The organism is Chryseobacterium sp. GP-SGM7 (assembly GCF_049166575.1).
Classification (GTDB): domain Bacteria; phylum Bacteroidota; class Bacteroidia; order Flavobacteriales; family Weeksellaceae; genus Chryseobacterium.
The window spans coordinates 368,921-394,023 of the sequence record NZ_JBMHFF010000003.1 but is presented as its reverse complement, the minus strand read 5'-3'; the positions used below and the strand labels follow the sequence as shown (position 1 = coordinate 394,023).

Annotated in this window: 22 protein-coding genes and 3 tRNA genes; 19 read left to right on the top strand and 6 right to left on the bottom strand. The window is 34.1% G+C overall.

Features of this window, described 5'->3' with window-relative positions:
* Window positions 1-32: 32 nt before the first annotated feature.
* On the bottom strand, window positions 33-1,691 hold the full coding sequence (gene glgP, locus ACOOWA_RS14245) for an alpha-glucan family phosphorylase (protein ID WP_421376179.1): 1,659 nt from the start codon (window positions 1,689-1,691) through the stop codon (window positions 33-35).
* A gap of 317 nt (window positions 1,692-2,008) precedes the next feature.
* Between glgP and ACOOWA_RS14240 the strand changes: the two genes are divergently transcribed.
* Together ACOOWA_RS14240 and ACOOWA_RS14235 are read left to right on the top strand one after the other, a co-directional pair.
* A complete protein-coding gene (locus tag ACOOWA_RS14240) occupies window positions 2,009-2,806 on the top strand; it encodes a hypothetical protein (RefSeq protein WP_421376177.1) in 798 nt (265 codons plus the stop codon).
* Between the two features lie 135 nt (window positions 2,807-2,941).
* Entirely contained in the window at window positions 2,942-5,041 is a 2,100-nt protein-coding gene (locus tag ACOOWA_RS14235) for a T9SS type B sorting domain-containing protein (RefSeq protein WP_421376175.1), read from the top strand.
* A 51-nt stretch (window positions 5,042-5,092) separates the two neighbouring features.
* Here ACOOWA_RS14235 and ACOOWA_RS14230 read toward each other — a convergent pair whose 3' ends face one another.
* On the bottom strand, window positions 5,093-5,452 hold the full coding sequence (locus tag ACOOWA_RS14230) for a nuclear transport factor 2 family protein (protein WP_421376174.1): 360 nt from the start codon (window positions 5,450-5,452) through the stop codon (window positions 5,093-5,095).
* Window positions 5,453-5,511: 59 nt separating this feature from the next.
* Between ACOOWA_RS14230 and ACOOWA_RS14225 the strand changes: the two genes are divergently transcribed.
* From ACOOWA_RS14225 to ACOOWA_RS14215, 3 genes are all read left to right on the top strand, one after another.
* Window positions 5,512-6,042, top strand: coding sequence for a DUF1572 family protein (locus ACOOWA_RS14225; RefSeq protein WP_421376173.1), 531 nt, complete (start codon window positions 5,512-5,514; stop codon window positions 6,040-6,042).
* 82 nt (window positions 6,043-6,124) lie between these two features.
* On the top strand, window positions 6,125-7,471 hold the full coding sequence (gene mtaB / locus ACOOWA_RS14220) for a tRNA (N(6)-L-threonylcarbamoyladenosine(37)-C(2))-methylthiotransferase MtaB (protein WP_421376171.1): 1,347 nt from the start codon (window positions 6,125-6,127) through the stop codon (window positions 7,469-7,471).
* A gap of 57 nt (window positions 7,472-7,528) precedes the next feature.
* On the top strand, window positions 7,529-9,031 hold the full coding sequence (locus ACOOWA_RS14215; protein WP_421376169.1) for an FMN-binding glutamate synthase family protein: 1,503 nt from the start codon (window positions 7,529-7,531) through the stop codon (window positions 9,029-9,031).
* 66 nt (window positions 9,032-9,097) lie between these two features.
* Here ACOOWA_RS14215 and ACOOWA_RS14210 read toward each other — a convergent pair whose 3' ends face one another.
* On the bottom strand, window positions 9,098-9,844 hold the full coding sequence (locus ACOOWA_RS14210; protein WP_421376167.1) for a hypothetical protein: 747 nt from the start codon (window positions 9,842-9,844) through the stop codon (window positions 9,098-9,100).
* 54 nt (window positions 9,845-9,898) lie between these two features.
* On the opposite strand from ACOOWA_RS14210, the gene ACOOWA_RS14205 reads away from it, so the two are divergent.
* Window positions 9,899-10,336, top strand: a complete 438-nt coding sequence (locus ACOOWA_RS14205) for an RNA-binding S4 domain-containing protein (RefSeq protein WP_421376165.1) — start codon at window positions 9,899-9,901, stop codon at window positions 10,334-10,336.
* A 28-nt stretch (window positions 10,337-10,364) separates the two neighbouring features.
* Here ACOOWA_RS14205 and ACOOWA_RS14200 read toward each other — a convergent pair whose 3' ends face one another.
* Window positions 10,365-10,880, bottom strand: coding sequence for a shikimate kinase (locus ACOOWA_RS14200; protein ID WP_421376163.1), 516 nt, complete (start codon window positions 10,878-10,880; stop codon window positions 10,365-10,367).
* A gap of 116 nt (window positions 10,881-10,996) precedes the next feature.
* Here ACOOWA_RS14200 and ACOOWA_RS14195 point away from each other — a divergent pair.
* From ACOOWA_RS14195 to ACOOWA_RS14185, 3 genes are all read left to right on the top strand, one after another.
* Window positions 10,997-11,069: transfer RNA gene (locus tag ACOOWA_RS14195), tRNA-Lys, on the top strand.
* 35 nt (window positions 11,070-11,104) lie between these two features.
* Window positions 11,105-11,187: transfer RNA gene (locus tag ACOOWA_RS14190), tRNA-Leu, on the top strand.
* A 77-nt stretch (window positions 11,188-11,264) separates the two neighbouring features.
* Window positions 11,265-11,337 (top strand) — tRNA-Lys (locus tag ACOOWA_RS14185).
* 90 nt (window positions 11,338-11,427) lie between these two features.
* On the opposite strand, the gene panC is transcribed toward ACOOWA_RS14185, so the two are convergent.
* Window positions 11,428-12,276: a pantoate--beta-alanine ligase gene (gene panC, locus ACOOWA_RS14180; RefSeq protein WP_421376161.1), complete on the bottom strand. Its 849-nt coding sequence runs from the start codon at window positions 12,274-12,276 to the stop codon at window positions 11,428-11,430.
* A 169-nt stretch (window positions 12,277-12,445) separates the two neighbouring features.
* On the opposite strand from panC, the gene ACOOWA_RS14175 reads away from it, so the two are divergent.
* The 8 genes from ACOOWA_RS14175 to ACOOWA_RS14140 all read left to right on the top strand — a co-directional run bounded on the left by ACOOWA_RS14175 (window position 12,446) and on the right by ACOOWA_RS14140 (window position 22,688).
* On the top strand, window positions 12,446-13,216 hold the full coding sequence (locus tag ACOOWA_RS14175) for a glycogen/starch synthase (RefSeq protein WP_421376159.1): 771 nt from the start codon (window positions 12,446-12,448) through the stop codon (window positions 13,214-13,216).
* Window positions 13,217-13,227: 11 nt separating this feature from the next.
* A complete protein-coding gene (locus tag ACOOWA_RS14170) occupies window positions 13,228-14,844 on the top strand; it encodes a DUF4270 family protein (protein ID WP_421376157.1) in 1,617 nt (538 codons plus the stop codon).
* 35 nt (window positions 14,845-14,879) lie between these two features.
* A complete protein-coding gene (gene glmS, locus ACOOWA_RS14165; RefSeq protein ID WP_421376156.1) occupies window positions 14,880-16,733 on the top strand; it encodes a glutamine--fructose-6-phosphate transaminase (isomerizing) in 1,854 nt (617 codons plus the stop codon).
* A 108-nt stretch (window positions 16,734-16,841) separates the two neighbouring features.
* Window positions 16,842-18,257, top strand: coding sequence for a gliding motility lipoprotein GldK (gldK, locus tag ACOOWA_RS14160; protein ID WP_421376155.1), 1,416 nt, complete (start codon window positions 16,842-16,844; stop codon window positions 18,255-18,257).
* Window positions 18,258-18,318: 61 nt separating this feature from the next.
* Entirely contained in the window at window positions 18,319-19,011 is a 693-nt protein-coding gene (gene gldL, locus ACOOWA_RS14155) for a gliding motility protein GldL (protein ID WP_421376153.1), read from the top strand.
* Window positions 19,012-19,050: 39 nt separating this feature from the next.
* On the top strand, window positions 19,051-20,640 hold the full coding sequence (locus ACOOWA_RS14150) for a GldM family protein (RefSeq protein WP_421376151.1): 1,590 nt from the start codon (window positions 19,051-19,053) through the stop codon (window positions 20,638-20,640).
* An 18-nt stretch (window positions 20,641-20,658) separates the two neighbouring features.
* Entirely contained in the window at window positions 20,659-21,597 is a 939-nt protein-coding gene (gene gldN / locus ACOOWA_RS14145; RefSeq protein WP_421376149.1) for a gliding motility protein GldN, read from the top strand.
* Window positions 21,598-21,653: 56 nt separating this feature from the next.
* Entirely contained in the window at window positions 21,654-22,688 is a 1,035-nt protein-coding gene (locus tag ACOOWA_RS14140; protein ID WP_421376147.1) for an NAD(P)/FAD-dependent oxidoreductase, read from the top strand.
* A gap of 27 nt (window positions 22,689-22,715) precedes the next feature.
* Here ACOOWA_RS14140 and ACOOWA_RS14135 read toward each other — a convergent pair whose 3' ends face one another.
* Window positions 22,716-23,105, bottom strand: a complete 390-nt coding sequence (locus tag ACOOWA_RS14135) for a hypothetical protein (RefSeq protein ID WP_421376145.1) — start codon at window positions 23,103-23,105, stop codon at window positions 22,716-22,718.
* A 288-nt stretch (window positions 23,106-23,393) separates the two neighbouring features.
* On the opposite strand from ACOOWA_RS14135, the gene ACOOWA_RS14130 reads away from it, so the two are divergent.
* Window positions 23,394-23,783 carry a hypothetical protein gene (locus tag ACOOWA_RS14130; protein WP_421376143.1) on the top strand — a complete coding sequence of 130 codons (390 nt, stop codon included), beginning with the start codon at window positions 23,394-23,396 and terminating at the stop codon, window positions 23,781-23,783.
* A 193-nt stretch (window positions 23,784-23,976) separates the two neighbouring features.
* Entirely contained in the window at window positions 23,977-25,059 is a 1,083-nt protein-coding gene (locus ACOOWA_RS14125) for an efflux RND transporter periplasmic adaptor subunit (RefSeq protein WP_421376141.1), read from the top strand.
* The last annotated feature ends 44 nt before the right edge of the window (window positions 25,060-25,103 follow it).

Genomic DNA, 25,103 nt, shown 5'->3' with positions numbered 1-25,103 from the left:
AAACCGTGAAATCAATTTCACGGTTTTTGTTTTTATTTGTTATACATGATGCTGTAATATTCATCTGCCATTCTATCACTGTTGAAATTATCTTTCACGTCTTTCATCGAATTATGCTGGATTTTTCTCCATTTATCGTGCTGATCGTAGTAGGTCGGAAGAATTTCATTTTCTAAAATTTCATATAGTTTATTCAAATCATAATTATCCTGTTCGTAAATACTCATGTTTAAATAATCTGCTTTTGGAACCACGAAAGCGTTTTCTCCATGTTTTGCAAACTCAGGAATCCAGCCATCATCTGTTGAAAGATTGATAGAACCATTCATTGCGGCGGTCATTCCTGAAGTTCCTGAAGCTTCTCTCGGAACTCTTGGATTATTTAACCATAAATCTGAACCCTGTTTCAAAGATTTGCTTAGTGAAAGTTCATAACCCGTAAGAACCGCCATATTTTTGTGATTTTTACTTTCCTCAACCAAAACATTAAACATAGAAATCGAAGAATAATCCATCGGGTAAGGTTTTCCCGCCCAAATAATCTGCACCGGATATTTTGGATTATTTAATAACTTTCTGAATCTTTCTTTATCGTGTAAAAGCAAGTCTGCTCTTTTATACCCGGCAAATCGTCTTGCCCAAACGATAGTGAAAACATTTGGATCAAATAAATTTCCGGTTTGATCTGCGACAATTTTGAATAATCTTTTCTTTAAAATTTTCTTTCTGTAGTCGAAAAGAGTATCGTTGTTTTCGTCTTTAGAATTGTATAATTCTTTATCACCCCAATATTTGAATTCCTGAGCATTGGTAATTGATTTTATTTCGCAAATACCGGGATATTTGCTCCACATTGCCCGTGAAACTTCACCATGAAGCTGTGAAACGCCATTCGCAATTCTTGCCATTTTTAAAGCACAAAGTGAATGATTGAATAATTCGCCATCCGAACCTTCAATCTGCTTCGCTTCTTCCATACTAAAACCTGAAAAATAAGACATATCGTAGCATAATTTCAGGTTGTGTTTTTCATTTCCGGCTTCTTCAGGAGTATGTGTCGTGAAAACCAGTTTTTCTTTTACTTTTTGAATGTTTCCGTTATATTTTTTCAGTAAATGGAACGCAGCGGGAAGTCCGTGAGCTTCATTCAGATGATAGATGTCTCTTTCGATATTCATTTCATCCAGAAGTTTTGCACCGCCTTTTCCAAGTAAAATATATTGGGCCAGTTTCGTCGATTCGTTGGCGTCGTATAATCTGTGACAGATTGTTTTTGAAATATGGTCGTTTTCCGGAACATCAGTTGAAAGGAAAAACATTGGTGCCGTGTTGAAAATTTCGGGATCTAGATACCAGACTTTTACCCAAACCGGTGCGCTGTGAATTTCAATTTGAAACTTCATTCCGGTATCTTCCAGAAAACTGTACATTTTTTTTGTCCATGTCGGTTGCAAAGTCTGATCATGATTTCTTGCCTGATCGTAGTAACCGAATTTCCATAGAATTCCGATTCCGATAAGATCTTGGTTTAAATTATAGGCACTTCTCATGTGAGAACCTGCCAAAAACCCAAGTCCGCCAGAATAGATTTTTAAAACCTGCTCTAAGGCGAATTCCATTGAAAAATACGCAACTTTTTTAGAGTATTTTGGGTTGATGCTGAAAGGCATCTGAAAATTTTTAAAATCCATTAGTGTGTGTTATTGTTAAATTTTAATTTTTTAATCCAAAGACAGTATTGAAAAAACTATGCCTACTATATAAAGTTACTCATCTTTATTGAATGTTTACTTTTTATTTAAACAGCTTCTCTATTTTGTTGTCAGATGTTTATTCAAAGATAAAAATTCAAATGAAGAATTAAATATTAAATGAAGTTTAAATTTTTTCTTTTTACGTAAACGTATTCTTTAATTTCATATATTTAATACGTAAATTTTTGATAATCAAAAACTTTCGAACCAGCCGTGAAAACCATGTGTCATTATTAATCTTAAAAAAAGGCAACATGAAAAAAGCATTTTCGGATGAAGACTTGATCAAAAGTCTCAGTTTGTACTATCTCAACCGGCATTTGAAAAAAAAGCCGATAGAAAAGTATCATCGTAAAATAGATGAATCAAAGCTTCATGACCGCGAAAAGTATAAGAAAAAAACGGAAATTTTGTTGCTTAATTCTTTTATGCATCATTTTCCGGAAGTTACCTTTGAAAATTTTACCTGCGAAAGTCCTGACTTTATCGCCAAGCTCAACGACAAAAAAATAGGAATCGAGTTAACCGAAGTGATCAACCATCTTGAAATGAAAAAGATGGAAAGCAATTTAAACAAAATTTTCCGTCAGGCAGAAATATTATTGGAACAGGAAGACACTACGAAATATCGTGGTGTTTATTTTTTAGAATTCCACCACAGCATCAAGTTTGATTCTCTCGAAAACCAACAGGAAATTATTTTGAATATTTATAAAAGCATTAAAAAAGCAAAGCCTTTTGGTTGTGTAAAATCCATCAGAAAATCTTTCCACCGCAGAAATGTTTTTATTACTCATGAGTATAATATGAATCTTTTTGATGAATTGTGTTCTGAGAAAATTTTAGAACTGATTGAAAAAAAGAATGAGAAATTTCCTTACTATGACACGTCTGTTGATGAGTGTTGGTTGGTTATTGTTTCGGATATGAATTCTATTGCATCACGATATACTTTCATTCAGGATAAAGAACATTTACATGAAGTAAAAAGTCCTTTTCATAAGATTTTCCACCTCGAAAATCTTTGTGGTAATATAACGAGTATTAAGTAGTTTTGTAGATTTGGTGTAAAAAATTTAATTAAATAAGTTTTTCGTTGCTAAATTTTTTCATTTTGTCAATATTTGGTGATTTTAATTAAAAATTGCTATATTTGAATGACTTTAAACTTAATAACCAAATTAGACATGAAAAAAACTCTACTTTTTATTCTTTTTTGTATTTCTCAGACATTTTATTCACAAGCAGATTGCGCAACAGCTTTAGCAGTTTGCGGAAATTCCAGTATAACATACAATCCTACAGGCGTAGGTTTGGTAAGTGAAACAATTGGTGACTGTATCACTTCTGGAGAACATAATTCTATTTGGTACAAAATCACCATTGCAACAAGTGGAACGCTTACATTTGATTTAGTTCCTACCAATTCCGGAGCAGATTATGATTGGGCTATTTTTGGTCCTAATGCAGTTTGCGGAAACCTTGGTTCACCTATCCGCTGTAATGCAGCAACCGTAATTGGTGTGGGAGCTTCTACCGGTATGAATATGACGAGTACTGTGATAAGTGCAACAGGAGGTTCCGCAACTCCTTACTGTCAGTATTTAGATGTTGTTGCAGGACAAACTTATTATCTATTTATAGACAATTGGGTAGGAGCGGGAAGTACAACAACAGCTCCATTTTCTTTAACTTGGGGCGGAACGGCAACTTTAGCGTCACCTTTTACAAACCCTGCACTGCAGCCAAACCCATTTGTTCCTCCGGGAATTCCTGCTGTAAATCCTGCAGATCCTCGTGAGATTCTTATTTGCTCAAGTCCTGCTTTGTTTGATTTCAGTACATTAAGTGCAGGAATTTTAAATGGAAACCCAAACTTTACGATTTCTTATCATACAACTCAAAATAATGCACTTTCGGGAGCAAGCCCGATTACCGCACCTATCATTGTAAATACAGCAACAACTTATTATTACAGTATTCATTATGAAGATCCTGCAAATCCAAATAATGCCCTTAATTCTTGCCGACAAATTGGTGCATTTAAATTTAAATTAGGAAATATCACCGCAAATGACGTAACGATCTTTGCCTGTAATAATAATAAACAAGGACAAGGGATCTTTAATTTAACAACAGCAAATATTTATACAGGCTCGTTAACTGTTACCACCACATATTATCCTTCATTGGCAAATTTAAACGCAGGAACAGGGCAAATTTCTAATCCTAATCAGCATCAGTCTGCGGAAGGAACGGTTTATGCTTTGGTAAAAACCGGTGATGGTTGTTCAGATACGGCAGTAATTACACTTAGTTTTTATCCTGAAGTTGTCGTAAATGACGCTACTTTAAGATTTTGTACAATAGATCCGGATCTGAAAACAGCTTCCTTTAATCTTACAACAGCGAATGTAACTGCACAAGCCGGAACAACAAAAAAATATTACCCGTCTCTAGCTGATGCCACAAATGATACAAACCAAATATTGCCTTTCACAAATTATATCTCTCCAAATGCAATTGTTTATGTAAGAGTAACCGATGCGAACGGTTGTTTTGGTATTGCAAAAATTACGCTGGAAGTTATTCCTCTGGTGTATTCTACAGTTTTGAAAGATAAAACAATTTGTATAGAAGACAGAACGACTTTGGATGCAGGATCAGGATTCAGCGGATATGAGTGGAGTACCGGAGCGACAACTCAAATTATTTCTGGTGTTGGTGTCGGAACTTATTGGGTAAAATTAAAAACCGGCGATTGTATTGCTCTTCAAATGGTAAAAGTTTATCCTTCAGAACAACCTGTGATTACAAGTGTTGATATTTCTAATGCAACGGCTACAGTTAATGTGAACGGAGGAACAGCTCCTTACCAATATTCAATGGATGGAGTTGCTTGGCAGGATTCTAATGTATTTACAAATATGAAACGAGGCGATCATAAGATTTATGTAAAAGATTCTTATGATTGTGAACCGATGGAAATTGGTATTGTTGTTCCGAATCTTATTAATGTGATTACTCCGAACGGAGACGGAATTAATGACGTTATCGATTATTCGGCTTTAGCAAATAAACAAAATTTAACCTTTAATATCTTTGACAGATACGGAAACAGGATTTTCCAGGCAGATAAATTCAATAATTATAAATGGGACGGAACGTCAGCAAACAAGAAAGTTCCTACAGGAAGTTACTGGTATTCTGTTTCATGGAATGAAAATGATAAAAAAGGTACACCAATTAAATATACAGGTTGGGTATTAGTAAAAAACAGAGAGTAATTTTGAATATTTTAATATAGTAAAAGCCATTTCCAAAAGAGATGGCTTTTTTTAGCTGAATGCTTCAGTATCTTTGAAATAATCAGATAAATAGAGAATTTTTCCAGATTCAGAAAACTGTATGATTGTACAAATTTGATTTCTGTATGAATCTCTTCCGGAAAGATTTCCTAAAGAATCAGTTAAATAAAAATATTTATCATTTCCCAAATTGAAAATTTCAGAAACATTCCATTCGATTTTTTCATATCGTCTGAAAATAGCTCTGAATAATGCCAAAATACGGGTTTTTCCTGAAACTTCTTTAGCGGGCGGAATCCAGATTACAGTTTCATCATTAAACCATTTTTCAAGTTCCTGAAGATTTAAGGAGTTCAAATCCTGCATAAAATGGCTTATCTTACAATTCATAGGCTGCAATTTACAATCATATACGTTAAAAATGCTAAATTGGTTTTAAATAAAATAAAATGCAAGACTTATTTTTAAAACGTTTTGAGTATTACAAAATGCTTGGTGACAAGTCGTTTGAGCAGCTTTCAGATGAGCATATTTTTTGGCAATTCAATGGAGAAAGCAACTCAATTGCCATTATTGTAAAACATATTGCTGGAAATATGTTATCAAGATGGACAAATTTTCTGACAGAAGACGGCGAAAAATCCTGGCGAAACAGAGATGAAGAATTCATTAATACTTTTAAAACGAAAGCTGAGGTTTTAGACTATTGGGAAAAAGGCTGGAAGTATCTTTTCGATGCTTTGAAACAAATTAATGATGAAAATCTGCAATCAACAATTTATATCCGAAACGAGGCACATTCTGTAATTGATGCGGTTTTTCGTCAGTTGGCACATTATCCTTATCATGTCGGACAGATTGTTTTTATCGCTAAAATGATGAAAGATGAAGATTGGAAAACGCTCTCCATTGCAAGAAATAAATCTGATGATTTTAATTCTGAAATGAAAGATAAATTTTCACAATCCGGAAATTTATGATGAATACAAACAATAGATTCAATCAATTTACTATTCATATTAAATTGATTATCTTTGCACCCACAAAATTCAGTATCAATAAATGTCTCACTTTCACAGAACTGCCGCATTCCATACTCTTGGCTGCAAATTAAATTTTGCGGAAACTTCTACTATTGCCCGTCAATTAACAGATGCAGGTTATGATAAGGTGAGTTTTGATGAGAAAGCAGATATTTATGTCATCAATACCTGTTCGGTTACCGAAAATGCAGACCGTGAATGTAAACTTCACGTAAAAAGAGCGATGAAAGCCAATCCTGAAGGTTTGGTGGTGGTGGTTGGATGTTATGCTCAGCTAAAACCCGAAGAAATTTCACAAATTACCGGTGTTGATTTGGTTTTGGGTGCCAAAGAGAAATTCAATATTCTAAGTTATCTTGATGATTTAGAAAAATCTGAAAGTGAAGGGGTTGTACATTCTTGTGAGATTGAAGAAACCGATTTTTTCATCGGAAGTTATTCTATTGGCGACAGAACCAGAGCTTTTCTGAAAGTTCAGGATGGTTGCGATTACAAATGTACCTATTGTACGATTCCGTTAGCAAGAGGAATTTCACGTTCAGACACCATCGAGAATGTGATAAAAAATGCCAAAGAAATTGCTGCGAAAGACATCAGAGAAATTGTTTTAACCGGTGTAAATATTGGGGATTATGGTAAAGGAGAATTTGGAAATAAAAGACACGAACATACTTTTCTAGATTTAATTTCAGAATTGAATGAAGTTGAAGGGATTGAAAGAATCCGTATTTCTTCCATCGAACCGAATCTTTTAAAAGACGAAAGCATCGAATTGGTTTCTAAAAGCAAAAGTTTCGTTCCGCATTTTCATATTCCTTTACAATCGGGAAGCGATGATTTACTGAAAAAAATGAAGCGTCGTTATTTAACGAAACTATACAGCGACAGAGTCAATAAAATTCGTGAAGTAATGCCCGATGCAGCAATTGGGGTGGATGTAATTGTAGGTTTTCCGGGAGAAACTGAAGAATTATTTATGGAAACGTATAATTTTCTGAATAATCTTCCGATAACTTATCTTCATGTATTCACCTATTCTGAAAGAGAAAATACAGAGGCTGTTGGTATGGAAGGCGTTGTTCCGATTCCTGAAAGAAAAAAACGCAATAAAATGCTCAGAATCTTATCTGAAAAGAAAAAGATGGCATTTTATCAAAACCAGCTTGGGAAAACTCTTCCTGTACTTTGGGAACACGAAGATAAAGACGGAAAAATGTTTGGCTTCACCGAAAACTATGTGAGAGTGCAAAAAGATTTTGATCAATCTTCTGTTAATCAGATTGAATGTTTAAAATTAGAAAAAATCCTGCCGGATGGCACGGTTTCTGTGCATTCTTCTTACGAGAGTTTTTTAGCAAAAGCTTAGTCTTTCTGCTAAATTTCTACTAAATTTATTCATTAACATTTTTAAATCTACATTCTTATGAGAGATAAATTTTTATCTTGGGGAATTGTATTGGTATTGGCGACCTTGGCGGTGTCATTGCTGATCAAAGCGCATTATTGGATTCCTACACTTTTAGCGACTATTTATGCTCTAGGTGTTTACAATGCTTATCAAAGTAAACACGCAATTTTAAGAAATTTTCCTGTTTTAGGATATTTCAGGTATTTTTTTGAGGGTATTTCTCCTGAAATGCAGCAATATTTCATTGAAAGAGAAACCGATGGAAAGCCTTTTCCCAGAAATCAGCGTTCGGCAGTTTACAGACGGGCGAAAAATTTAAGCGATACCGTTCCTTTTGGAACTCAATTAGAAGTCAATCACCGAAAATATGAAGGGATTAAGCATTCTATTTATGCTAAATCTCCAAAAGAAGAGCTTCCGAGAGTTTTGGTAGGGGGTGAACAATGTACACAACCTTACCATGCATCATTATTTAATATTTCAGCAATGAGTTTTGGGGCGTTGAGTGACAGAGCTCAGATTTCTTTAAACAGAGGTGCAAAAAGAGGAAATTTCTATCATAATACAGGTGAAGGTGGAATTTCTCCGCATCATTTGGAAGGCGGTGATCTTTGCTGGCAAATCGGGACAGGATATTTTGGCTGCAGAGATGAAGAAGGAAAATTTAATCCTGAACTGTTTACAAAATATTCTACACTACCCAGTGTGAAAATGATTGAAATTAAATTATCTCAAGGTGCCAAACCAGGTCATGGAGGAGTTTTACCAGGCGTGAAAAATACACCGGAAATTGCGAAAATCCGTCACGTGCAACCTGGTCTTACAATTGTTTCTCCGCCTTCGCATTCTTCTTTTTCGGATGCCGCAGGATTGTTACATTTTGTACAGCAATTAAGAGAATTATCAGGTGGAAAACCTGTCGGATTTAAATTATGTATTGGCGATACCAAAGAGTTTGAAGATATTTGTGTGCAAATGAATGTTTTGAAAATCTATCCTGATTTTATTACAATTGACGGCGCAGAAGGAGGAACCGGAGCTGCACCTCCGGAATTTTCTGATGGAGTAGGAATGCCTTTAGAACCAGCCTTGATTTTCGTTAATAGAACGCTGAGAAATTATAATTTAAGAGATAAATTAAGAGTAATTGCAAGCGGGAAAGTTTTGACAAGTTTAGATATTCTGAGGGCGGTTGCAATGGGAGCCGATATGTGCAATAATGCGAGAGGATTTATGTTTGCTTTGGGTTGCATTCAGGCTTTGAGATGTAATAATAACAATTGTCCGACCGGTGTTGCGACTCAGGATAAAATGTTGATAAAAGGACTAGATGTTACCGATAAAGCGGAGAGAGTATATCATTTTCATAAAAATACACTTCATACTTGTAATGAATTAATTGCAGCAGCAGGAAGAAATTCTTACGAGGAAGTCGACGCATCCATGTTCATGAGAGGTGATGAATTTGAACATCTTTCAGATACATATTTTCCGGATATTCTTGGAAATGTGAGATAAGCAGACAAATAAAAACGAAAACGGCCTCAAAATATTTTGAAGCCGTTTTTTATATCTAAATTAAGATTATTGTAAATCTGCAGGTCTTGTTTCTGTATTGTAAATTTGGAAATTAAAGACAAAGGTTATGTTTTTAAGTCCGTAATAATTTTCATTTCTTGCAAATGCAGCTTTAGATGGAACGATTATCACACCCTGTAAATTTGGTAAATCGCTGTTTGGAAGATTTTGAAATCCATTAAAGTATTTCAGTCCCTCTTTAAAACCAGGGATTTCATAATAACTTCTTTGTTTAGCAATATCTGTTGTTGCAGCATCCAAAACAGATTTTTTTACATAATAATATCTAGGGTCTGTTAAAGGAGATCCGCTGCTATCAAGTGTATTATTCAGACTTCCGTATAAAGATAGCGAAACGTTTCCATCTGTATCTGTAGCAAGATAATAGTTTGATCTTATCATTGTTTTGATAAGGCTTGCTGTAGTTGAGTTTGAATCTGTATTAATTGCTACTCCCGGATTAGGTTGAGCTCCATCTCTTTTAATATAAATAACTCCTGAAGGAAGTGTAACAGGACTTAACTGAGAAAGCTTTTTCTCATTGTCATCAGAAGTATCTGTGCTACTGAAAGCTTTTATATTTCCCTTAGAATCTAAGTAGTTGTTATCCATGAATTTCTGAATAGCCTGCTCATCATAAGAGTTTCTTACATTGATATCTTCCGGTTCTACGAAAGTTTCCACTTCATCATCCTTTTTACAAGCTGCGAAACACAATGATCCTGCAAGGATATACAAAAATATTTTTTTCATTTAAAAAACTTTAATTACTTTACAAATAATATAACGACAAAAGTATAAAAAATTATGAGAATAGATAAATTTTTGTGGAGTATTCGTTTTTATAAAACAAGATCGGTATCTGCGGATGAAATAAAAAAGAACAGAGTTTCTGTCGGAGCATCGGTCGTGAAGTCCTCAAAAGAAGTGAAAGAAGGAGATGTTATTAAAATTCGTAAAAACCAGATTGAATATAAAATTAAAGTCATTCAGATTCCTAAAAGCAGAATTGGCGCTAAATTAGTTCCGCTTCACATCAAAGATGTTACCGATAAAGATCAGTATGAGCAATTAATGATGCGCAAGATGTCTCAGGAATATTACAGAAACAGAGGCGAAGGAAGACCTACCAAGAAAGACCGGCGTGATATGGATGATTATGTGGAAAATGATGTCACCGCAGATTTTACAGATTGGGATGATTTCTTTGGCGAAGACGGAAGTGATTCTGAAAAAGAAGATTAATTAAAAACAGATTTAAGACAGAAAAACTCTAGAGATAGAGTTTTTCTGTTATCTCGTTGATAATATCTTCAGGATTTTTGTTATCTGTATTAATGCTGAATTGCGCTTTACTGTAAAAAACATTTCGTTCAAATAGATGTTTTGCAATAAATTCGGGTAAATCTTCATCAGAAATTTTTGCAATAAGCGGTCTTTTTTCTTTTTGTTTTAAAATTCTTTCCGATAAAGTTTCGATTGAAGCTCTCAAAAAGATACTTTTTGAATTATTATTAATAATTTCCATGTTATTATAATAAGCCGGAGTTCCGCCTCCCAAGCTCAGAACGATGTTTTCCTGAGCTGCCAAAATCTCTTCCAAAGTTTCTCTTTCTAGTTTTCTAAAGTAAATTTCTCCCTTCTTATCGAAGATTTCAGAGATTGTTAACTTATTTCGTCTGGAAATTTCTTTATCCAGGTCAATTAACTTGAAATTTATTTTATCGCTTAATATTTTGGAAATGTGAGATTTGCCACTTCCCATGTATCCTACCAGTGAAATTATCATGAATTTATTTTAAACAAATTTGCGAAAAAGTTTTGAGATAATGAAAAAAGCCCTATCTTTGCACCACTAAAAACAAGGGACATTACTTAACACTGAAACTTGATAATAAAGTGACCGACTCGGTAGCTCAGCTGGTAGAGCAATACACTTTTAATGTATGGGTCCTGGGTTCGAATCCCAGCCGGGTCACTAGCAAAAAATCTTACAGATTTGTAATTTTTTTTGCCTGCGTGGTGAAATTGGTAGACACGCCATCTTGAGGGGGTGGTTTCCTAAGGATGTGCTGGTTCGAATCCAGTCGCAGGCACTGCAAAAAATATTCAATTAATAGTTGATATTATATAAAAATAATTTTATATTTGTCGTCATTAATTTTATGTGACCGACTCGGTAGCTCAGCTGGTAGAGCAATACACTTTTAATGTATGGGTCCTGGGTTCGAATCCCAGCCGGGTCACAAGTTTACTGAAAAGTAAATTTTTTTCATATTAATATTTTGTGATTTGGTGTTCAAAGGCTTCCGTTAGGAAGCCTTTGATTTTTTATGTCAGTCCAAATGCATATTGTCAATCAGTCTCACACCGTCTACATTTACCACAATAAATGCTCTGTAAGACTTTCCGTTTTCTTTTATGCTGATTTCTTTTAATGTGTTTTCATCAGCGATCAGAAAATACTCCAATTCCATATTTTCCTGATTGCTGAAAATTTCATTTACTCTCTCTTTTATCTCAGATACAGACTTATCTTTAAACTCATCTTTAACTCTGATTAATGTTTCAAAAATAATTTTAGAATCATCTCTTCTTTGTTCCGTCAAACGTTGGTTCCTGGAGCTTAAAGCTAGCCCGTTTTTGGCTCTGAAAATATCTACTCCTTTTATATTTATACGAAGCTGCTTTTTCTCAACCATTTTTTTAATAATCATCAGTTGCTGGAAATCTTTTTCTCCAAAATAAGCGTTATCCGGCTTTACCTGTCTGAAAAGCTCTTCAACCACGGTTCCAACCCCGTCAAAATGTCCCGGGCGTGATTTTCCTTCCATCTCGTTTTCCAATCCATCATAATTGTAATGTTGGCTTTCAGTTTTTTCAGGATAAATATCTTCAACCTCTGGAAGATAAACAGCATCTACTAAACCTGAATTTTCAAGAATTGAGAGGTCTCGATTGAGGTCTCTTGGATATTTTTCTAAATCTTCAGCGTTGTTAAACTGGGTGGGATTAACAAAAATTGAAGAAATTACCAAGTCATTTTCTTTTCTCGCTGCTTCATATAGAGAAAGATGCCCGTCATGCAGGGCGCCCATTGTTGGTGCAAAACCTATTTTTTTGCCCATTTCTTTCTGTCTTTCAATGAAATCCTGAAGCGTTTTTTTATTTTTTAGAACTTCCATAGTTTATTTTAATAACAATTCAAAAATACTAAATATTAAAGGATTCATTTTTAGTTTTATTACATTAATGTCAACAACTATCGTAAAAAAATGTTAATTAGAATAATGTTGAATGTTTTTTCGTAATTTTGCAAATTAAAGCATTATCTAAAATTATATAAAAAATTATATGCCCAATCAGAAAATACTGTACATTACCACAGAGATGTACCCTTACCAGGAAGATACAAATTTAGCAGCGGTGGTAAATAAAATGGCATTTAAAATGCACCAAGAAGGCAATGATGTAAGAGTTTTTATGCCAAGATTCGGACAGATAAGTGAAAGAAAGTTTCAGCTTCATGAGGTGATTCGCCTTTCGGGAATGAATATTATTATTAACGATTTAGATCAGCCTTTAATTATTAAAGTAGCTTCTTTACCGGGTGAAAGACTTCAGGTTTATTTTATTGATAACGATGAGTACTTTAAAAGAAAACAATATTATTTTGATGATGAAGGAGCGGCATTTGAAGATAACGACGAAAGAGCGATATTTTTTGCGCGTGGTGTGATTGAAACGATTAAAAAACTAAACTGGGTTCCGGATGTTATTCATTTGAATGGGTGGATGTCTTCTTTCGTTCCTATTTATCTTAAAACTTACTACAAATCTGATACTTACTTCAAAGACGCTAAAATTGTTCTTTCATTATATAATGAGAAGGATGCTCCTTTAGCCAGAAATGTGGGTGAGAAATTAAAATTCGATAATATTTCAGATTTAAATGCGTTAACTAACCCTAGCTTCGAAAGTTTCGTGATTGAAAGTATGAATTACGTTGACGAAGTGGTAAAAGGTGATGAGTTCCTGAATGGCGAGCTTGATAAGGCATTTAACGAAACTTCTACTTCAAAGTCTGAATATTTGGATGTAGAATCTATCAGTAAACTATATTAATATACATTTTGATGATTTATAATATTAGAAAAATTTTCGCTATCCTTTCTTTAATGGTTATGGGTAGTGCATTGGTTTATAATTGTGAACCAGATCCGGACTCTCTGGGCGAGCAATTATTTTTGGATGGTGCAGCAAATGGAGTTGAGTCTTCCTACGATCTTATTGCGTATAATATCAAAAATAACGATTCAATAAGATCTGATGCCTTTAAGCTTTTAGATTTGATAAGTTCAAGTTCTACCTCTTCCAGAGCAGTTCTGGGTGCTTTTAATGAAAATCAGTTTGGGATGCAGAGAGCATCTTATTTTACTCAGGTAAGATTGGCAACTTATAATCCTGATTTTGGAACTAATGCTGTTGTAGATTCTGTTGTTTTGGTGGTGAAGCCTGTTTATCGTACAGATTCACTTAAAGCAACTACAACAGATGAGAATTACATATATCCTGATGGAAATGTAGATGCAAAAAAAGTGGTAAGTACATATCCTATTACGAAATTTGGAAAAGCTAAGAAAAGTCTTACACTTGAAGTACATGAAGTTTCAGATTTTATGAATGGCTTTAATGATATTGTGTATTCTAACAAGAAGTTTGCAACATATACTGATCTTTTAGGTTCAAAAGAAATCGCAGATGGTAATGCAAGCTCAGTTACCATTACAAAAGATTCTGATAATTCAGCATTGTTTACTTCTGCAGCACCTGCGGTGAGAATTAAATTGTCAAATTCTGTTTTTCAATCTAAAATTATTAATAAAAAAGGGCAACCTGAATTGAGTGATGTTTCAAACTTTATCAGACATTTCAGAGGATTGAAAGTTTCGGTAAATAATAATGATGGTTACTTATTCCAGATTTATCCGAATGATATGGAATTAATCATGTACTATAAGAGTGATTTGGTTGATTCTAATGGTGCAACTACAAGACCTCAGACGAAATATGCTTTCGACTTAAAAGCATCAAATATGCATTCTGGTTACTACGAGTATGATAGAGCAGGAGCTGCAATTCAAACCTATGCTAACGGAAATACTACAACCGGAGATTTAAAACTATATGCTCAAGGGATGGGTGGAAATTCGATTGGCGTAAAATTCCCGGTCGCTACTATTGATAAGCTTAAAGAGTTGTATCAAACCAACAAAGCGGCAATTATAAGTGCTAAAATCAGAATTTATACCGATAAATCTACTTGGTCAAACACTTATCCCAAACCGGCTAGTTCTGATTTTACAATTGTACAGAGGGATAAAGGAACAGACGGAAAAGAAACTACGGCTTTTACATCAGATTATACGTCATTGGGAACTACATTTATTCCAGTAAGAGCATATGATACAGATAAAAACCCTGCCTATTATGATTTTACAGTAACCCAGTCTCTTAAAGACATCGTAGAATCTACTACTAATGTTAATTACAGTAATAAATATTTTAAAATTGACCTTGCTCAATTTTTACCAAATTCTTCTGGTGCTTTAGCAGGATATACTTACACATCAAGATCATTTTCACCTTTAAGAACAGTATTTGTTGGTTCAGATCCTACAAATGCAGACAATGATACAACAGTTACCCCGAATGAAATAAAACTGAGAGTAACTTACGGAACAAAAAAATAAAACTAAAAATACTTAAAAAAACACTTGATTAAATTATGTGCGGAATAGTTGGTTATACAGGTTTTCAAGATGCTTATGATATTGTTATCAATGGTCTTAGAAGATTAGAATACAGAGGTTACGACAGTGCCGGAATTGTGTTGGAAAATGAAGCCAACAGCTTTAGTGTTGAAAAAACTAAGGGTAAAGTAGACGACTTGGCTAATATTGCCAGTGATTTAAAAGGAACAGCAAAAATAGGGATGGGACACACTCGTTGGGCAACTCATGGTGTTCCCAGCGATAGAAATTCACATCCGCATATTTCAAATAATGGTAAAGTTGCTATTGTTCACAACGGTATTATAGAAAACTATGATACGATTAAAACAATGCTTACCGAAAAAGGGTTTTCATTTAAATCTGAGACTGATACTGAAGTTTTAGTTAATCTCATTCAGTATTTTACAGATTTAAATTCTGAAACAGATTTTCCTACAGCTGTAAGATATGCATTAAATGAGGTTTATGGAGCTTACGCAATTACTGTAATGCATGAAGATTATCCGGGGGTTTTAGTTGTTGCAAGATTAGGTTCTCCTTTAGCAATTGGTATTGGTGAAAAAGAATATTTCATTGCATCTGATGCTTCTCCCTTCGTTGAATTTACAAAAGAAGCTATTTACCTTGAAGAAGGTCACATGGCAACCATTTCTTTAGAAGGAGGTGTAGATATCAGAACCATTACAGATAATTCTAAGATAATTCCTGAAATTCAGGAGCTCAAATTAAGTTTAGAGCAGATCGAAAAAGGTGGTTATGAGCATTTTATGCTTAAAGAAATTTTTGAGCAGCCAAAATCTATTCACGATACAATGAGAGGAAGACTTATTGTAAATGAAGGGGTCATTAAAATGGCCGGAATCTGGGATCATATCGAAAAATTCAAAAATGCAAACAGAATCATTATTATTGCTTGCGGAACTTCATGGCACGCAGGTTTAATTGGTGAGTATTTAATTGAAGAATTTGCAAGAATTCCTGTTGAAGTAGAATATGCTTCAGAATTTAGATATAGAAATCCGATTATTACAGATAAAGATGTAGTAATTGCTATTTCTCAATCAGGAGAAACTGCCGATACTATGGCAGCTTTGAAATTGGCTAAAGAAAGAGGCGCGTTTATATACGGTATCTGTAATGTAGTAGATTCATCTATTGCAAGAATTACAGATGCAGGATCTTATACTCACGCAGGTCCCGAAATAGGTGTTGCTTCTACAAAAGCTTTTACTGCTCAATTAACGATTCTTTCTTTAATTGCTTTAAAACTAGGAAAGCATAATGGCAATTTAGGAAATGCTGAATTTATGAGTCTCATTTCAGAATTAGATGCTATTCCTAAAAAAATTGAAGAAGTTCTGGAAGCAACTCATGAGCTTACTCAACATATTGCTAAAGATTTCATTAATGCAACAAATTTCCTTTATTTAGGAAGAGGTTACAATTATCCTGCTGCTTTGGAGGGTGCTCTTAAACTAAAAGAGATTTCCTATATTCACGCGGAAGGGTATCCTGCAGCAGAAATGAAGCACGGGCCAATTGCGTTAATCGATGAAAATATGCCAATCGTTATTATTGCTCCTAAAAAAGGGCATTATGACAAGATTGTAAGCAATGTTCAGGAAATTAAAGCTCGAAAAGGTAAGGTTGTCGCAGTCGTAAATAAAGGAGATAAACAGGTGAGTGAAATGGCAGATTACGTCATTGAAATTCCTGAAACATCAGAATGCTTCTCTCCAATCGTTGCTTCGGTACCTTTACAGTTATTGGCTTATTATATAGCGGTCTACAGAGGGGCAAATGTTGACCAGCCAAGAAATCTTGCAAAATCTGTGACGGTAGAGTAAAAAGTACTTGGAAATAAAATAAGTTTAGATTTTTTTCGTTATTCTAAAAAAAATCTTAAAAGTTTCTTAAAAAAATTATATATTTACGGCTTAATTATAAAAATTAACATGAAAAGGATATTTCTTTTATTATTGTCTGCGTCGGTAGCATCGGTATCTTGTTCAGGTGGTGGATCTTCTTCTGTAGGGAAGCCAGGAACAAAAGGAGAATTGATACCTAGAGAAAAAGCAAAATCATTTGTTGCACAGAGACCTTATGGTATGGTGGCAATTCCGGGCGGTTCGTTTATTGCGGGTATGGCCGGTGAATCATTTACCAATAACGGCGAAACTGCACCTTTGAAAACGGTAACTGTAGCTCCTTTCTTTATGGATGAAGCAGAAACTACCAATGCAGAATACAGGGTTTTCATTAATTATGTAAGAGATTCTATTGCTAGAACTATGCTTGCTGAAGCTGCCGGAGAAGGAGGCGACGGTAAAGGTAGAGGTCAGAGTATTGGTGATTATGCTTATTTAGCTAAAAAAGAAGAAAACCTTACACCTTATCAGGAATATCTTGAAGGAGCAGGTGGAAGAGATGATGGTTTTGATGCAAGCAAAAGATTAGATTGGAAAATTCCATTACATTGGAGTACATCTAAATATCCGGATGTAGAATATGCTGAAGTGTTAGAGTCTATGTATTTACCAGCTTCTTCCAGAGTGGGTAGCGAAAGACTTATTGACGTAAGTAAATTAAAATACAATTATAAGTGGGGAGATATGCAAGCTGCGATTGCTGATAACGAAAGAGGTGTAAACTTCTTAAGAAGCGAAAGTATTGCAATTTATCCTGATACAACAGTTTGGGTAAATGATTTCCACTTTACTTATAACGAGCCTTTGTTTGAGCAGTATTTCTGGCACAAGGCTTACAAAGATTATCCTGTTGTAGGGGTAACTTGGGATCAGGCAAGAGCATACTGTAATTTCAGATCAAAATTGAAGTCTGATTACAACGAAAGCTTAAAAAGAAGACAACAAAGACCTTTAGAGTTCCGTCTTCCTAACGAAATGGAATGGGAATATGCTGCAAGAGGAGGTAAAGAAAATGCTGATTATCCTTGGGGAGGTCCTTATTTAATGGATGACAGAGGATGTTATTTAGCAAACTTCAAACCAAAAAGAGGAAGCTACATGGAAGATGAAGTAAAAGGAACATATACTTACACGGCTCCTGTGAAAAAATTCAAGAAAAATGGTTTTGGATTATTTGATATGGCGGGTAACGTTTCTGAGTGGACTGTTTCTGGATATAATAATTCTGCTTACGGATTCTCGTCCACTTTAAATCCTTCAATTACAGCTAAAGCAGATAACAAAAAATCTGTAAGAGGCGGTTCTTGGAAAGATGTGGGTTACATGTTGATGAACGGTAGAAGAGATTGGGAAAACAAAGATTCTGCGAGAAGTTATATCGGTTTCAGAACTGTACAGGATATTCCTGAGGCTGCTGTTAAAGTAAAAAGAGTTAACAGATAAGGAATTACTGATTCTATTTTCAATATTAATTTATTTTAAAACTTAAAAAAAACTAACTTATATGTTTAAGACTAAAGATGCTTGGATGAATTTCTTCTATTCATTCGGTGCTGCAATTGTAATTCTTGGAGCTTGGCTTAAAATTACTCACATTACCTTAGGCCCGATTAATGGTAACATGGCTCTTACAGTAGGGCTTGTAACTGAGGCAATTATCTTTATTATTTTTGCGTTTGACCCTCCAGCTGCGGAAGAGTCTTACCACTGGGAAAACGTTTATCCTGAATTGTTGGATAAGCACGCAAATCCTAACCCTTTACACTCAAATATCTCTGCTAAAAATACAAGTGATCATTTTGCTGAATTGGAAAACTCTCTTTCAGGGAAGTTAGATAAAATGCTTCAGGATGCAAAGCTTGACGTACAATTGTTTGACAGACTTAGAACAGGTATTGACAAGTTTTCAAGTTCTGTAGATCAGATCAACCAAACTGTTGACGTATCTGCTTCTACTCACAAATACAATGATCAGTTAAACAAAGCTGCTACACACATGGAAAGTATGAATGCTTTGTATGCAATGCAATTGGAAAACGGTCAGAGACAATCAGAATTCGCTAAGAAATATGTTGACGATATGCAAAAATCAGCAGAGCAGTCTGAGAAATTTAATCAGGAATTACAAGGTTTAACAACCAACTTAAACAGCCTAAACAGAGTTTACGGTGGTATGTTAACTGCTATGAAATCATAATCCTTAACCATTATTTAAACAAAAACTAAAGAAAAAAGAATGGCAAAAGGAAAACAGACTCCACGTCAGAAGATGATCAACCTAATGTATTTGGTGTTCATCGCAATGATGGCCCTAAACATTGATGTTGAAATCATCAGATCATATTATGATTCTACAAGAGCTCTTAACGAAACAAGATTTTTAACAGAGCAGAAGAATGAAGATATTTTCGAAAAAACTCTTGAAGCAAAAGCGCAGCAAGTTCCAGATACTTATGCTCAGCCGTGGGCTCAGTATCAAGGTTTGAAAACGAAAATCGATGGTTTGGTAAAATCTGCTGAAGAAATTAAAGTAACATTAAAAAAACAATCTGACTTCCACGACAAAGATGAGACTGGGAAAGATATGGATGTTAGTGAGAATTTCTCTGCTTTGAATAATAATGAAGCTACCACAGAGTATTTCTTTAAAGAAGGTGATGAGAATTCTCCTTCAGCCAAAGCTTTAGAACTTAAAAAGCAACTGGATGATGTAAGAAAATATATCATTGATAATTTCGGAGGAAATGCTCAGTTGCAGAAACTGGTTGATAGAGCTAATAAATCTATTATCGCAGAATACCCTGCTGGAAAATCTCCGAACGGTAAGACTTGGTTTCAGAATAAATTCTATCATCAGCCGCTTATTGCAGCGATTTCAAATTTAGAAATTATTCAGAATGATGCAAGAAACGTACAGTCAGATGCATTGGCGTTAATGCTTCAGGAAAAAGTTGATGCAAGTATTAAGTTTACAAGCTATGAAGCCATTGTTTCTGCTCCTACAGATGTAGTTGCTGGTAAAAAAGCTGAAGCAGTTATTATGTTAGGAAATTATTCAAACAGTAACAAAATCAGCATCAGTGGTGTAAGCAGACAAGAGAACGGTAAAGGTTATCTTCCTTTAAATACAGGTGGTATTGGTGAGAAAAAGATTGGTGGTGTAATTACTTTAACAGATGCTTCAGGAAAAGCTCAGCAATTCCCGTTCACGCATACTTATAATGTAATCGCTGGTCCTCAACAAGTAAAACTAGAACAAGGTTTATTACTTTCTGCTGATAAGATGAATGTGATGTATAGAGGATTGCAAAACCCTGTTTCAGGATCTATCCTTGGTGCAGATAATGCTCAATTATCGTTGACAGCTTCTGGTGGAAGTGTTTCAAGTGCTGGAAAAGGTAAATGGAATGTGAAACCAACGACTGGTAATACAATCAATCTAACGCTTTCAGGTGTTGATCCTACAGGTAAGAGAGTATCACAGGTATTTGAATACAGAATTAAAAATGTACCTCCACCGCAAGGTCAAATGAGAGGACAAAATGTTCTTACAATGCCAGCTCAGTCTATTCAGAATCAAATTGTACAAGCTGCAATTCCTGATTTTGATTTCCCTGTAACATTTAATGTAACTGAATTTATGGTGAGAATCCCAGGAAGGGCTGCCATGTTAGTAAAAGGTAACTCTTTAGATGGTGCGGCAGGTTTATTGAAAAATGTTAGATCAGGTGATGTTGTTTCAATTATTGAAATTAAAGCAACTGCGCAAGGATTGGATGGTCAAACGATTAAGAGAATTACTCCAATCATTATAAATGTTCCTTAAGATTAAATAGCAATTATTATGAAAAAATATATTAGCAGTCTTTTAGTATTAGCTTCTGGGTTTGCATTCTCTCAAACTATTCTAAATGCCTCTTCTCCGGAAGAATTCAGACAGATGAGAGCTGAAAATATGAAAAAGGTAGGTGATACTGTTATTAGCAATAAAGTAACTCCTTTAGAATATGGTTTTGTAGATGAGAAAGATATCTTAAAAAGTATGATGGTTTGGGAAATTATTGACCTAAATGATAAAATTAATCAGCCTTTTTACTATGATAATCCAAATGGATTGCTTTCTAAAACTACAAGATCTTTATATCAGATTTTATTAGATGCAGCGTTAGAAGGTAAGATTGAAGAAGTTTATGATGATGAAAACTTTTCAGATAAACTTACGCCTGAAGCAATCAAAAGAAGACTTGAAAAAGTTGTTGTAGATAATGCAGCTATTGATATTCTTAATTCTGGAAGAGCACTTACAGAAGAAGAAAAGAAACAGTATACAGATGTTTTCAGAACCACAACTGACAAAGTTAAAGTTTTGAAAATTATGGGAATGTGGTTTATCGATAAAAGAGACGGTATGATGAAATACAGACCAATTGGTATTGCTGCAATGGGTCCTGATCCAGCTGTTCAAGGTGTATATGATGCTGAAGGTAAACCTATTGCAAGCAACGATGAACTTATCGATTTGTTTTGGGTTTATTATCCGAAAGCAAGAGATATTTTAGCAAACAATTATGTATTCAACAGAGCAAACTCGTCTGCAGATTTATCTTTTGATGATATTATCAATGCAAGAAGATTCTCTTCAATCATCTACAAGTCTACCAATGGTCTTGGTGATGGTACAATTAAAGATTATATTCCTAGAAATGCTGAAGAGCAGTTGGCTGAAAGCCAAAGAATCAAAGATCAGATTCTTCAAATGGAAAATGATATGTGGAATTACTAAATTTCACTTGATATTTATAAAAAACCTGAGTACATTTACTCAGGTTTTTTTTTATTATGCAAAACGTCGATTACATCATTGTTGGTGATGGTTATGCAGCATTATTTTTTGCGCATCAGTTAATTTTAAATAACAAATCATTTGTAGTTTTCTCAGAAGGTAAGAAAAGTGCTTCCCAAATTTCTGCAGGTATCATTAATCCTGTAGTGCTTAAAAAGTTTACCACATTTTGGCTGGCTCAGGAGCAAATAAACTTTCTAAAAAAAACTTTAAAAGAAATTGAGTCTTACACAAATGAAAATTATTTAATTGAATCTCCTATTCACAGGATTTTTCATGATGAGAATGAGCAAAAACTTTGGCTCAGAAAATCTGCTAATGATGATTTAAAAAACTTTTTAGATGAAAATTTTCATCATTTAAATAGAGTAAAAAACGATTTTCTCACAGGAAAGGTGAATCAATCTGCGAGACTACACGTTAAAGGTTTTTTTGAAGGTCTATTGGGTTATTTAGAAAATAATGGAAATTTAATCAAAGAAAAATTCAATTATTCAGAAATTAGTGCTGCAGATTCAATATACAAAGATTTTAAGTTTAAAAATATTCTTTTTTGTGAAGGAATGGCAGTGAAAGAAAATCCATACTTCTCAGATATTACAGTTATTCCAAACAAAGGCCATCATATTCGGGTAAAACTTTCAGAATCTTTTCCGGATGATATTACCATCAAAAAAAAGCACTTTTTATTTCCTGTAGAAAATGATCTTCATTTTTATGGCGGAACTTACGACCGTGAACAATTACATTATGAGATCGACGATTCTGCGGTTGAACAATTACAAAAAGGACTTTCAGAATTTTATCCGGGCAATTTTCAAATCAGAGAAATTCATTTTGGCTTCCGACCGACAGTAAAAGACCGAAGACCTATTTTAGGAAGACATTTTGAGCATTCTAATTTTTATGTTTTTAACGGATTGGGGGCAAGAGGAATTTTGAATGGATGCTATTTTTCAAAAATATTATTCGATTTTATCGAGAACAATATTTCATTGCCATCAGAAGTTTCGATTGATAGATTTAAGTAAAAAGATGTTTACTAAAACTTCTTTCTGCTATTGTGAAGCCATTTTTGTTGATGCCTGATCTTTTTTTCCGTGAAATAATACCATGTCTGCATCTTTCTTCAAGAAAGTAACTTCATTTTTGGTTTCATTAAATTGGTATTTATTATCGGAAGTTGAAAATCCTGCATTTTCAAAATTTTTATGAAGCTCATATGATTTTCCGTTAAGTCTCACCGTTACCGTATTTTTTGTGTTGTTTGTGATAATTTCCATTTCATCACCATGGCGATCAACAATAGTTTTTTTTGAGATTTCGTCATTTGAAATCTCCGTTTTGGCTTCAACTGTTTGTAAATCTGGATCTTTTGCAGAGTGAGTACACGCTGTAAATGTTAAAGTATATAATACTAAAAGTAATATAGGTAAGGCTTTTTTCATAATATTAATGTTTTATATGGTGTGAGTATTGGTGTAAATAATTACTTATAAAATTACAATTATTTTTAGTATAAAATGTTAATTTTTGATAAAATAACTGAATTTTTTTATTTTATAATCTTTTTAATTATTATTTGTGAAACGCTTTCCTGATTTTTCGCTGTATAACTACATTTTATTAATTTGACAATAAAATATGTTCAAAATTTTCAGTTAAATTAAATTACAGTTAAATATTGTTAATTGATTTTAGAATTCATAAATGTAAGCTTACATTTGTTGCTTCAAATGAAAAACGCAATTATATATTTTCTTACCGGGCTTTTTCTGCTTTTTGTAGTAGAAAGCAGACTCAATGTAAATACATTGCGTAATGACTATACCACTCATAATTCTCAAAATCTTCCAAAAAGAGCAAACCGTCTGAATCAGACCTTAGAAAAAATATCTGTCCAACAACAGGCAGACAATGTTGCTGCAAGTTCTTTTGAACTAAGCGAAGGCAATTTTCAGATTTCTGATGCAGCAAAGACGATTTTGGTTTTTGCTAGTGTTTTCGGATTTATCTATGTTTTTGGCTTAAACTATCGCAAAAGATTAAAGCCACAGGTTTTCGATTTTGTCACAGATATTCTGTCTGTAAAAAGATTCATTTTTATCCGTTCTATCAGAATATAGTACTTTTTATCAATTTATATTTTGTCTTATCCTAAAGACAGAATAATTCGGTGCGTTTATTCTGCACATCATTCAAATTTCATTTACGATCTATCCCTCAAATTTATGAAATCACAAGTTTTGGGTCTTAGAAAAACCAATACTTTGTTTTGATTTCGTCGGGCAATTTTTTTAAATAAACAAATTTATACCTATGAAAAGAGTAGCTTCATTCGTCGCTCTCGGCAGTTTGCTGTTGTTGGCAAATTGTAACAGCAAAAAAGAAGAAAAACAAGAAGATTCTGTGTATCCGGTGACCTCACCTGTGAAAATGGATACAATTATTAATAAAGATTATGTTGCACAGATTCAGTCGGTAAAAAACATCGAAGTTCGGGCTCAGGAAAAAGGTTTCCTTGAAAAAATATATGTTGATGAAGGTCAGTATGTAAAAGCCGGACAAACTTTATTCAGAATTATGCCTCAATTGTATCAGGCTGAATTATTAAAAGCGAAAGCCGAAGTTGAACAGGCATCTATTGAACTTAGAAATGCGAGTACATTATCCGATAATAATATCGTTTCTAAGAATGAAAGATTAATGGCGAAAGCTAAGTTAGATGCTGCCAATGCAGAAATGAAATTGGCACAAATTCATCTTTCTTTCACAGACATCAAAGCTCCATTTTCCGGTGTTATCGACAGAATTCCTTTAAAATTGGGTAGTTTGGTAGATGAAGGTGATTTGCTGACTACACTTTCAGACAATACAGACATCTACAGTTATTTCAATGTTTCTGAACCCGAATATTTAAACTATCAGAAAAATGTTGCAGACCGTGGAAACCAGAATGTGAATTTGGTAATGGCAAACGGTGATATATTTAATCAGACAGGACAAATTCAAACCATTGAAGGTCAGTTTGATAATGAAACCGGAAATATTGCTTTCAGAGCGAAGTTCCCGAATCCTGAGAAACTTTTAAGAAATGGTGAAACCGGAAAAGTGCGTATGACTTTACCGTTAACCAATGCGTTAATTATTCCTCAAAAAGCAACGTACGAAATTCAGGATCAGAAATATGTTTTTGTAATCGATAAAAATGGTGTGGCAAAATCTAGAAATATCAAAGTTTCTTATGAACTTCCGGATATTTATGTCATTGCATCTGGTCTTTCAAGTGGTGATAAAATTCTTTTAGAAGGTGTTCAGAAAGTGAAAGATGACCAAAAAGTAAAGGTGAAATTCCAGGATCCGAAGAAAGTTCTTCAGTCTTTAAAATTAAAAGCAGAGTAAAAATAAATGATAATCGATGATTGATTTTCCAAATGTTCAGCGAA

Bases quoted from the DNA above. Each gene is read 5' to 3' on its own strand.
- glgP (WP_421376179.1), bottom strand. From the start codon at position 1,691: ATGGATTTTAAAAATTTTCAGATGCCTTTCAGCATCAACCCAAAATAC.
- ACOOWA_RS14240 (WP_421376177.1), top strand. From the start codon at position 2,009: ATGAAAAAAGCATTTTCGGATGAAGACTTGATCAAAAGTCTCAGTTTG.
- ACOOWA_RS14235 (WP_421376175.1), top strand. From the start codon at position 2,942: ATGAAAAAAACTCTACTTTTTATTCTTTTTTGTATTTCTCAGACATTT.
- ACOOWA_RS14230 (WP_421376174.1), bottom strand. From the start codon at position 5,452: ATGAATTGTAAGATAAGCCATTTTATGCAGGATTTGAACTCCTTAAAT.
- ACOOWA_RS14225 (WP_421376173.1), top strand. From the start codon at position 5,512: ATGCAAGACTTATTTTTAAAACGTTTTGAGTATTACAAAATGCTTGGT.
- mtaB (WP_421376171.1), top strand. From the start codon at position 6,125: ATGTCTCACTTTCACAGAACTGCCGCATTCCATACTCTTGGCTGCAAA.
- ACOOWA_RS14215 (WP_421376169.1), top strand. From the start codon at position 7,529: ATGAGAGATAAATTTTTATCTTGGGGAATTGTATTGGTATTGGCGACC.
- ACOOWA_RS14210 (WP_421376167.1), bottom strand. From the start codon at position 9,844: ATGAAAAAAATATTTTTGTATATCCTTGCAGGATCATTGTGTTTCGCA.
- ACOOWA_RS14205 (WP_421376165.1), top strand. From the start codon at position 9,899: ATGAGAATAGATAAATTTTTGTGGAGTATTCGTTTTTATAAAACAAGA.
- ACOOWA_RS14200 (WP_421376163.1), bottom strand. From the start codon at position 10,880: ATGATAATTTCACTGGTAGGATACATGGGAAGTGGCAAATCTCACATT.
- panC (WP_421376161.1), bottom strand. From the start codon at position 12,276: ATGGAAGTTCTAAAAAATAAAAAAACGCTTCAGGATTTCATTGAAAGA.
- ACOOWA_RS14175 (WP_421376159.1), top strand. From the start codon at position 12,446: ATGCCCAATCAGAAAATACTGTACATTACCACAGAGATGTACCCTTAC.
- ACOOWA_RS14170 (WP_421376157.1), top strand. From the start codon at position 13,228: ATGATTTATAATATTAGAAAAATTTTCGCTATCCTTTCTTTAATGGTT.
- glmS (WP_421376156.1), top strand. From the start codon at position 14,880: ATGTGCGGAATAGTTGGTTATACAGGTTTTCAAGATGCTTATGATATT.
- gldK (WP_421376155.1), top strand. From the start codon at position 16,842: ATGAAAAGGATATTTCTTTTATTATTGTCTGCGTCGGTAGCATCGGTA.
- gldL (WP_421376153.1), top strand. From the start codon at position 18,319: ATGTTTAAGACTAAAGATGCTTGGATGAATTTCTTCTATTCATTCGGT.
- ACOOWA_RS14150 (WP_421376151.1), top strand. From the start codon at position 19,051: ATGGCAAAAGGAAAACAGACTCCACGTCAGAAGATGATCAACCTAATG.
- gldN (WP_421376149.1), top strand. From the start codon at position 20,659: ATGAAAAAATATATTAGCAGTCTTTTAGTATTAGCTTCTGGGTTTGCA.
- ACOOWA_RS14140 (WP_421376147.1), top strand. From the start codon at position 21,654: ATGCAAAACGTCGATTACATCATTGTTGGTGATGGTTATGCAGCATTA.
- ACOOWA_RS14135 (WP_421376145.1), bottom strand. From the start codon at position 23,105: ATGAAAAAAGCCTTACCTATATTACTTTTAGTATTATATACTTTAACA.
- ACOOWA_RS14130 (WP_421376143.1), top strand. From the start codon at position 23,394: ATGAAAAACGCAATTATATATTTTCTTACCGGGCTTTTTCTGCTTTTT.
- ACOOWA_RS14125 (WP_421376141.1), top strand. From the start codon at position 23,977: ATGAAAAGAGTAGCTTCATTCGTCGCTCTCGGCAGTTTGCTGTTGTTG.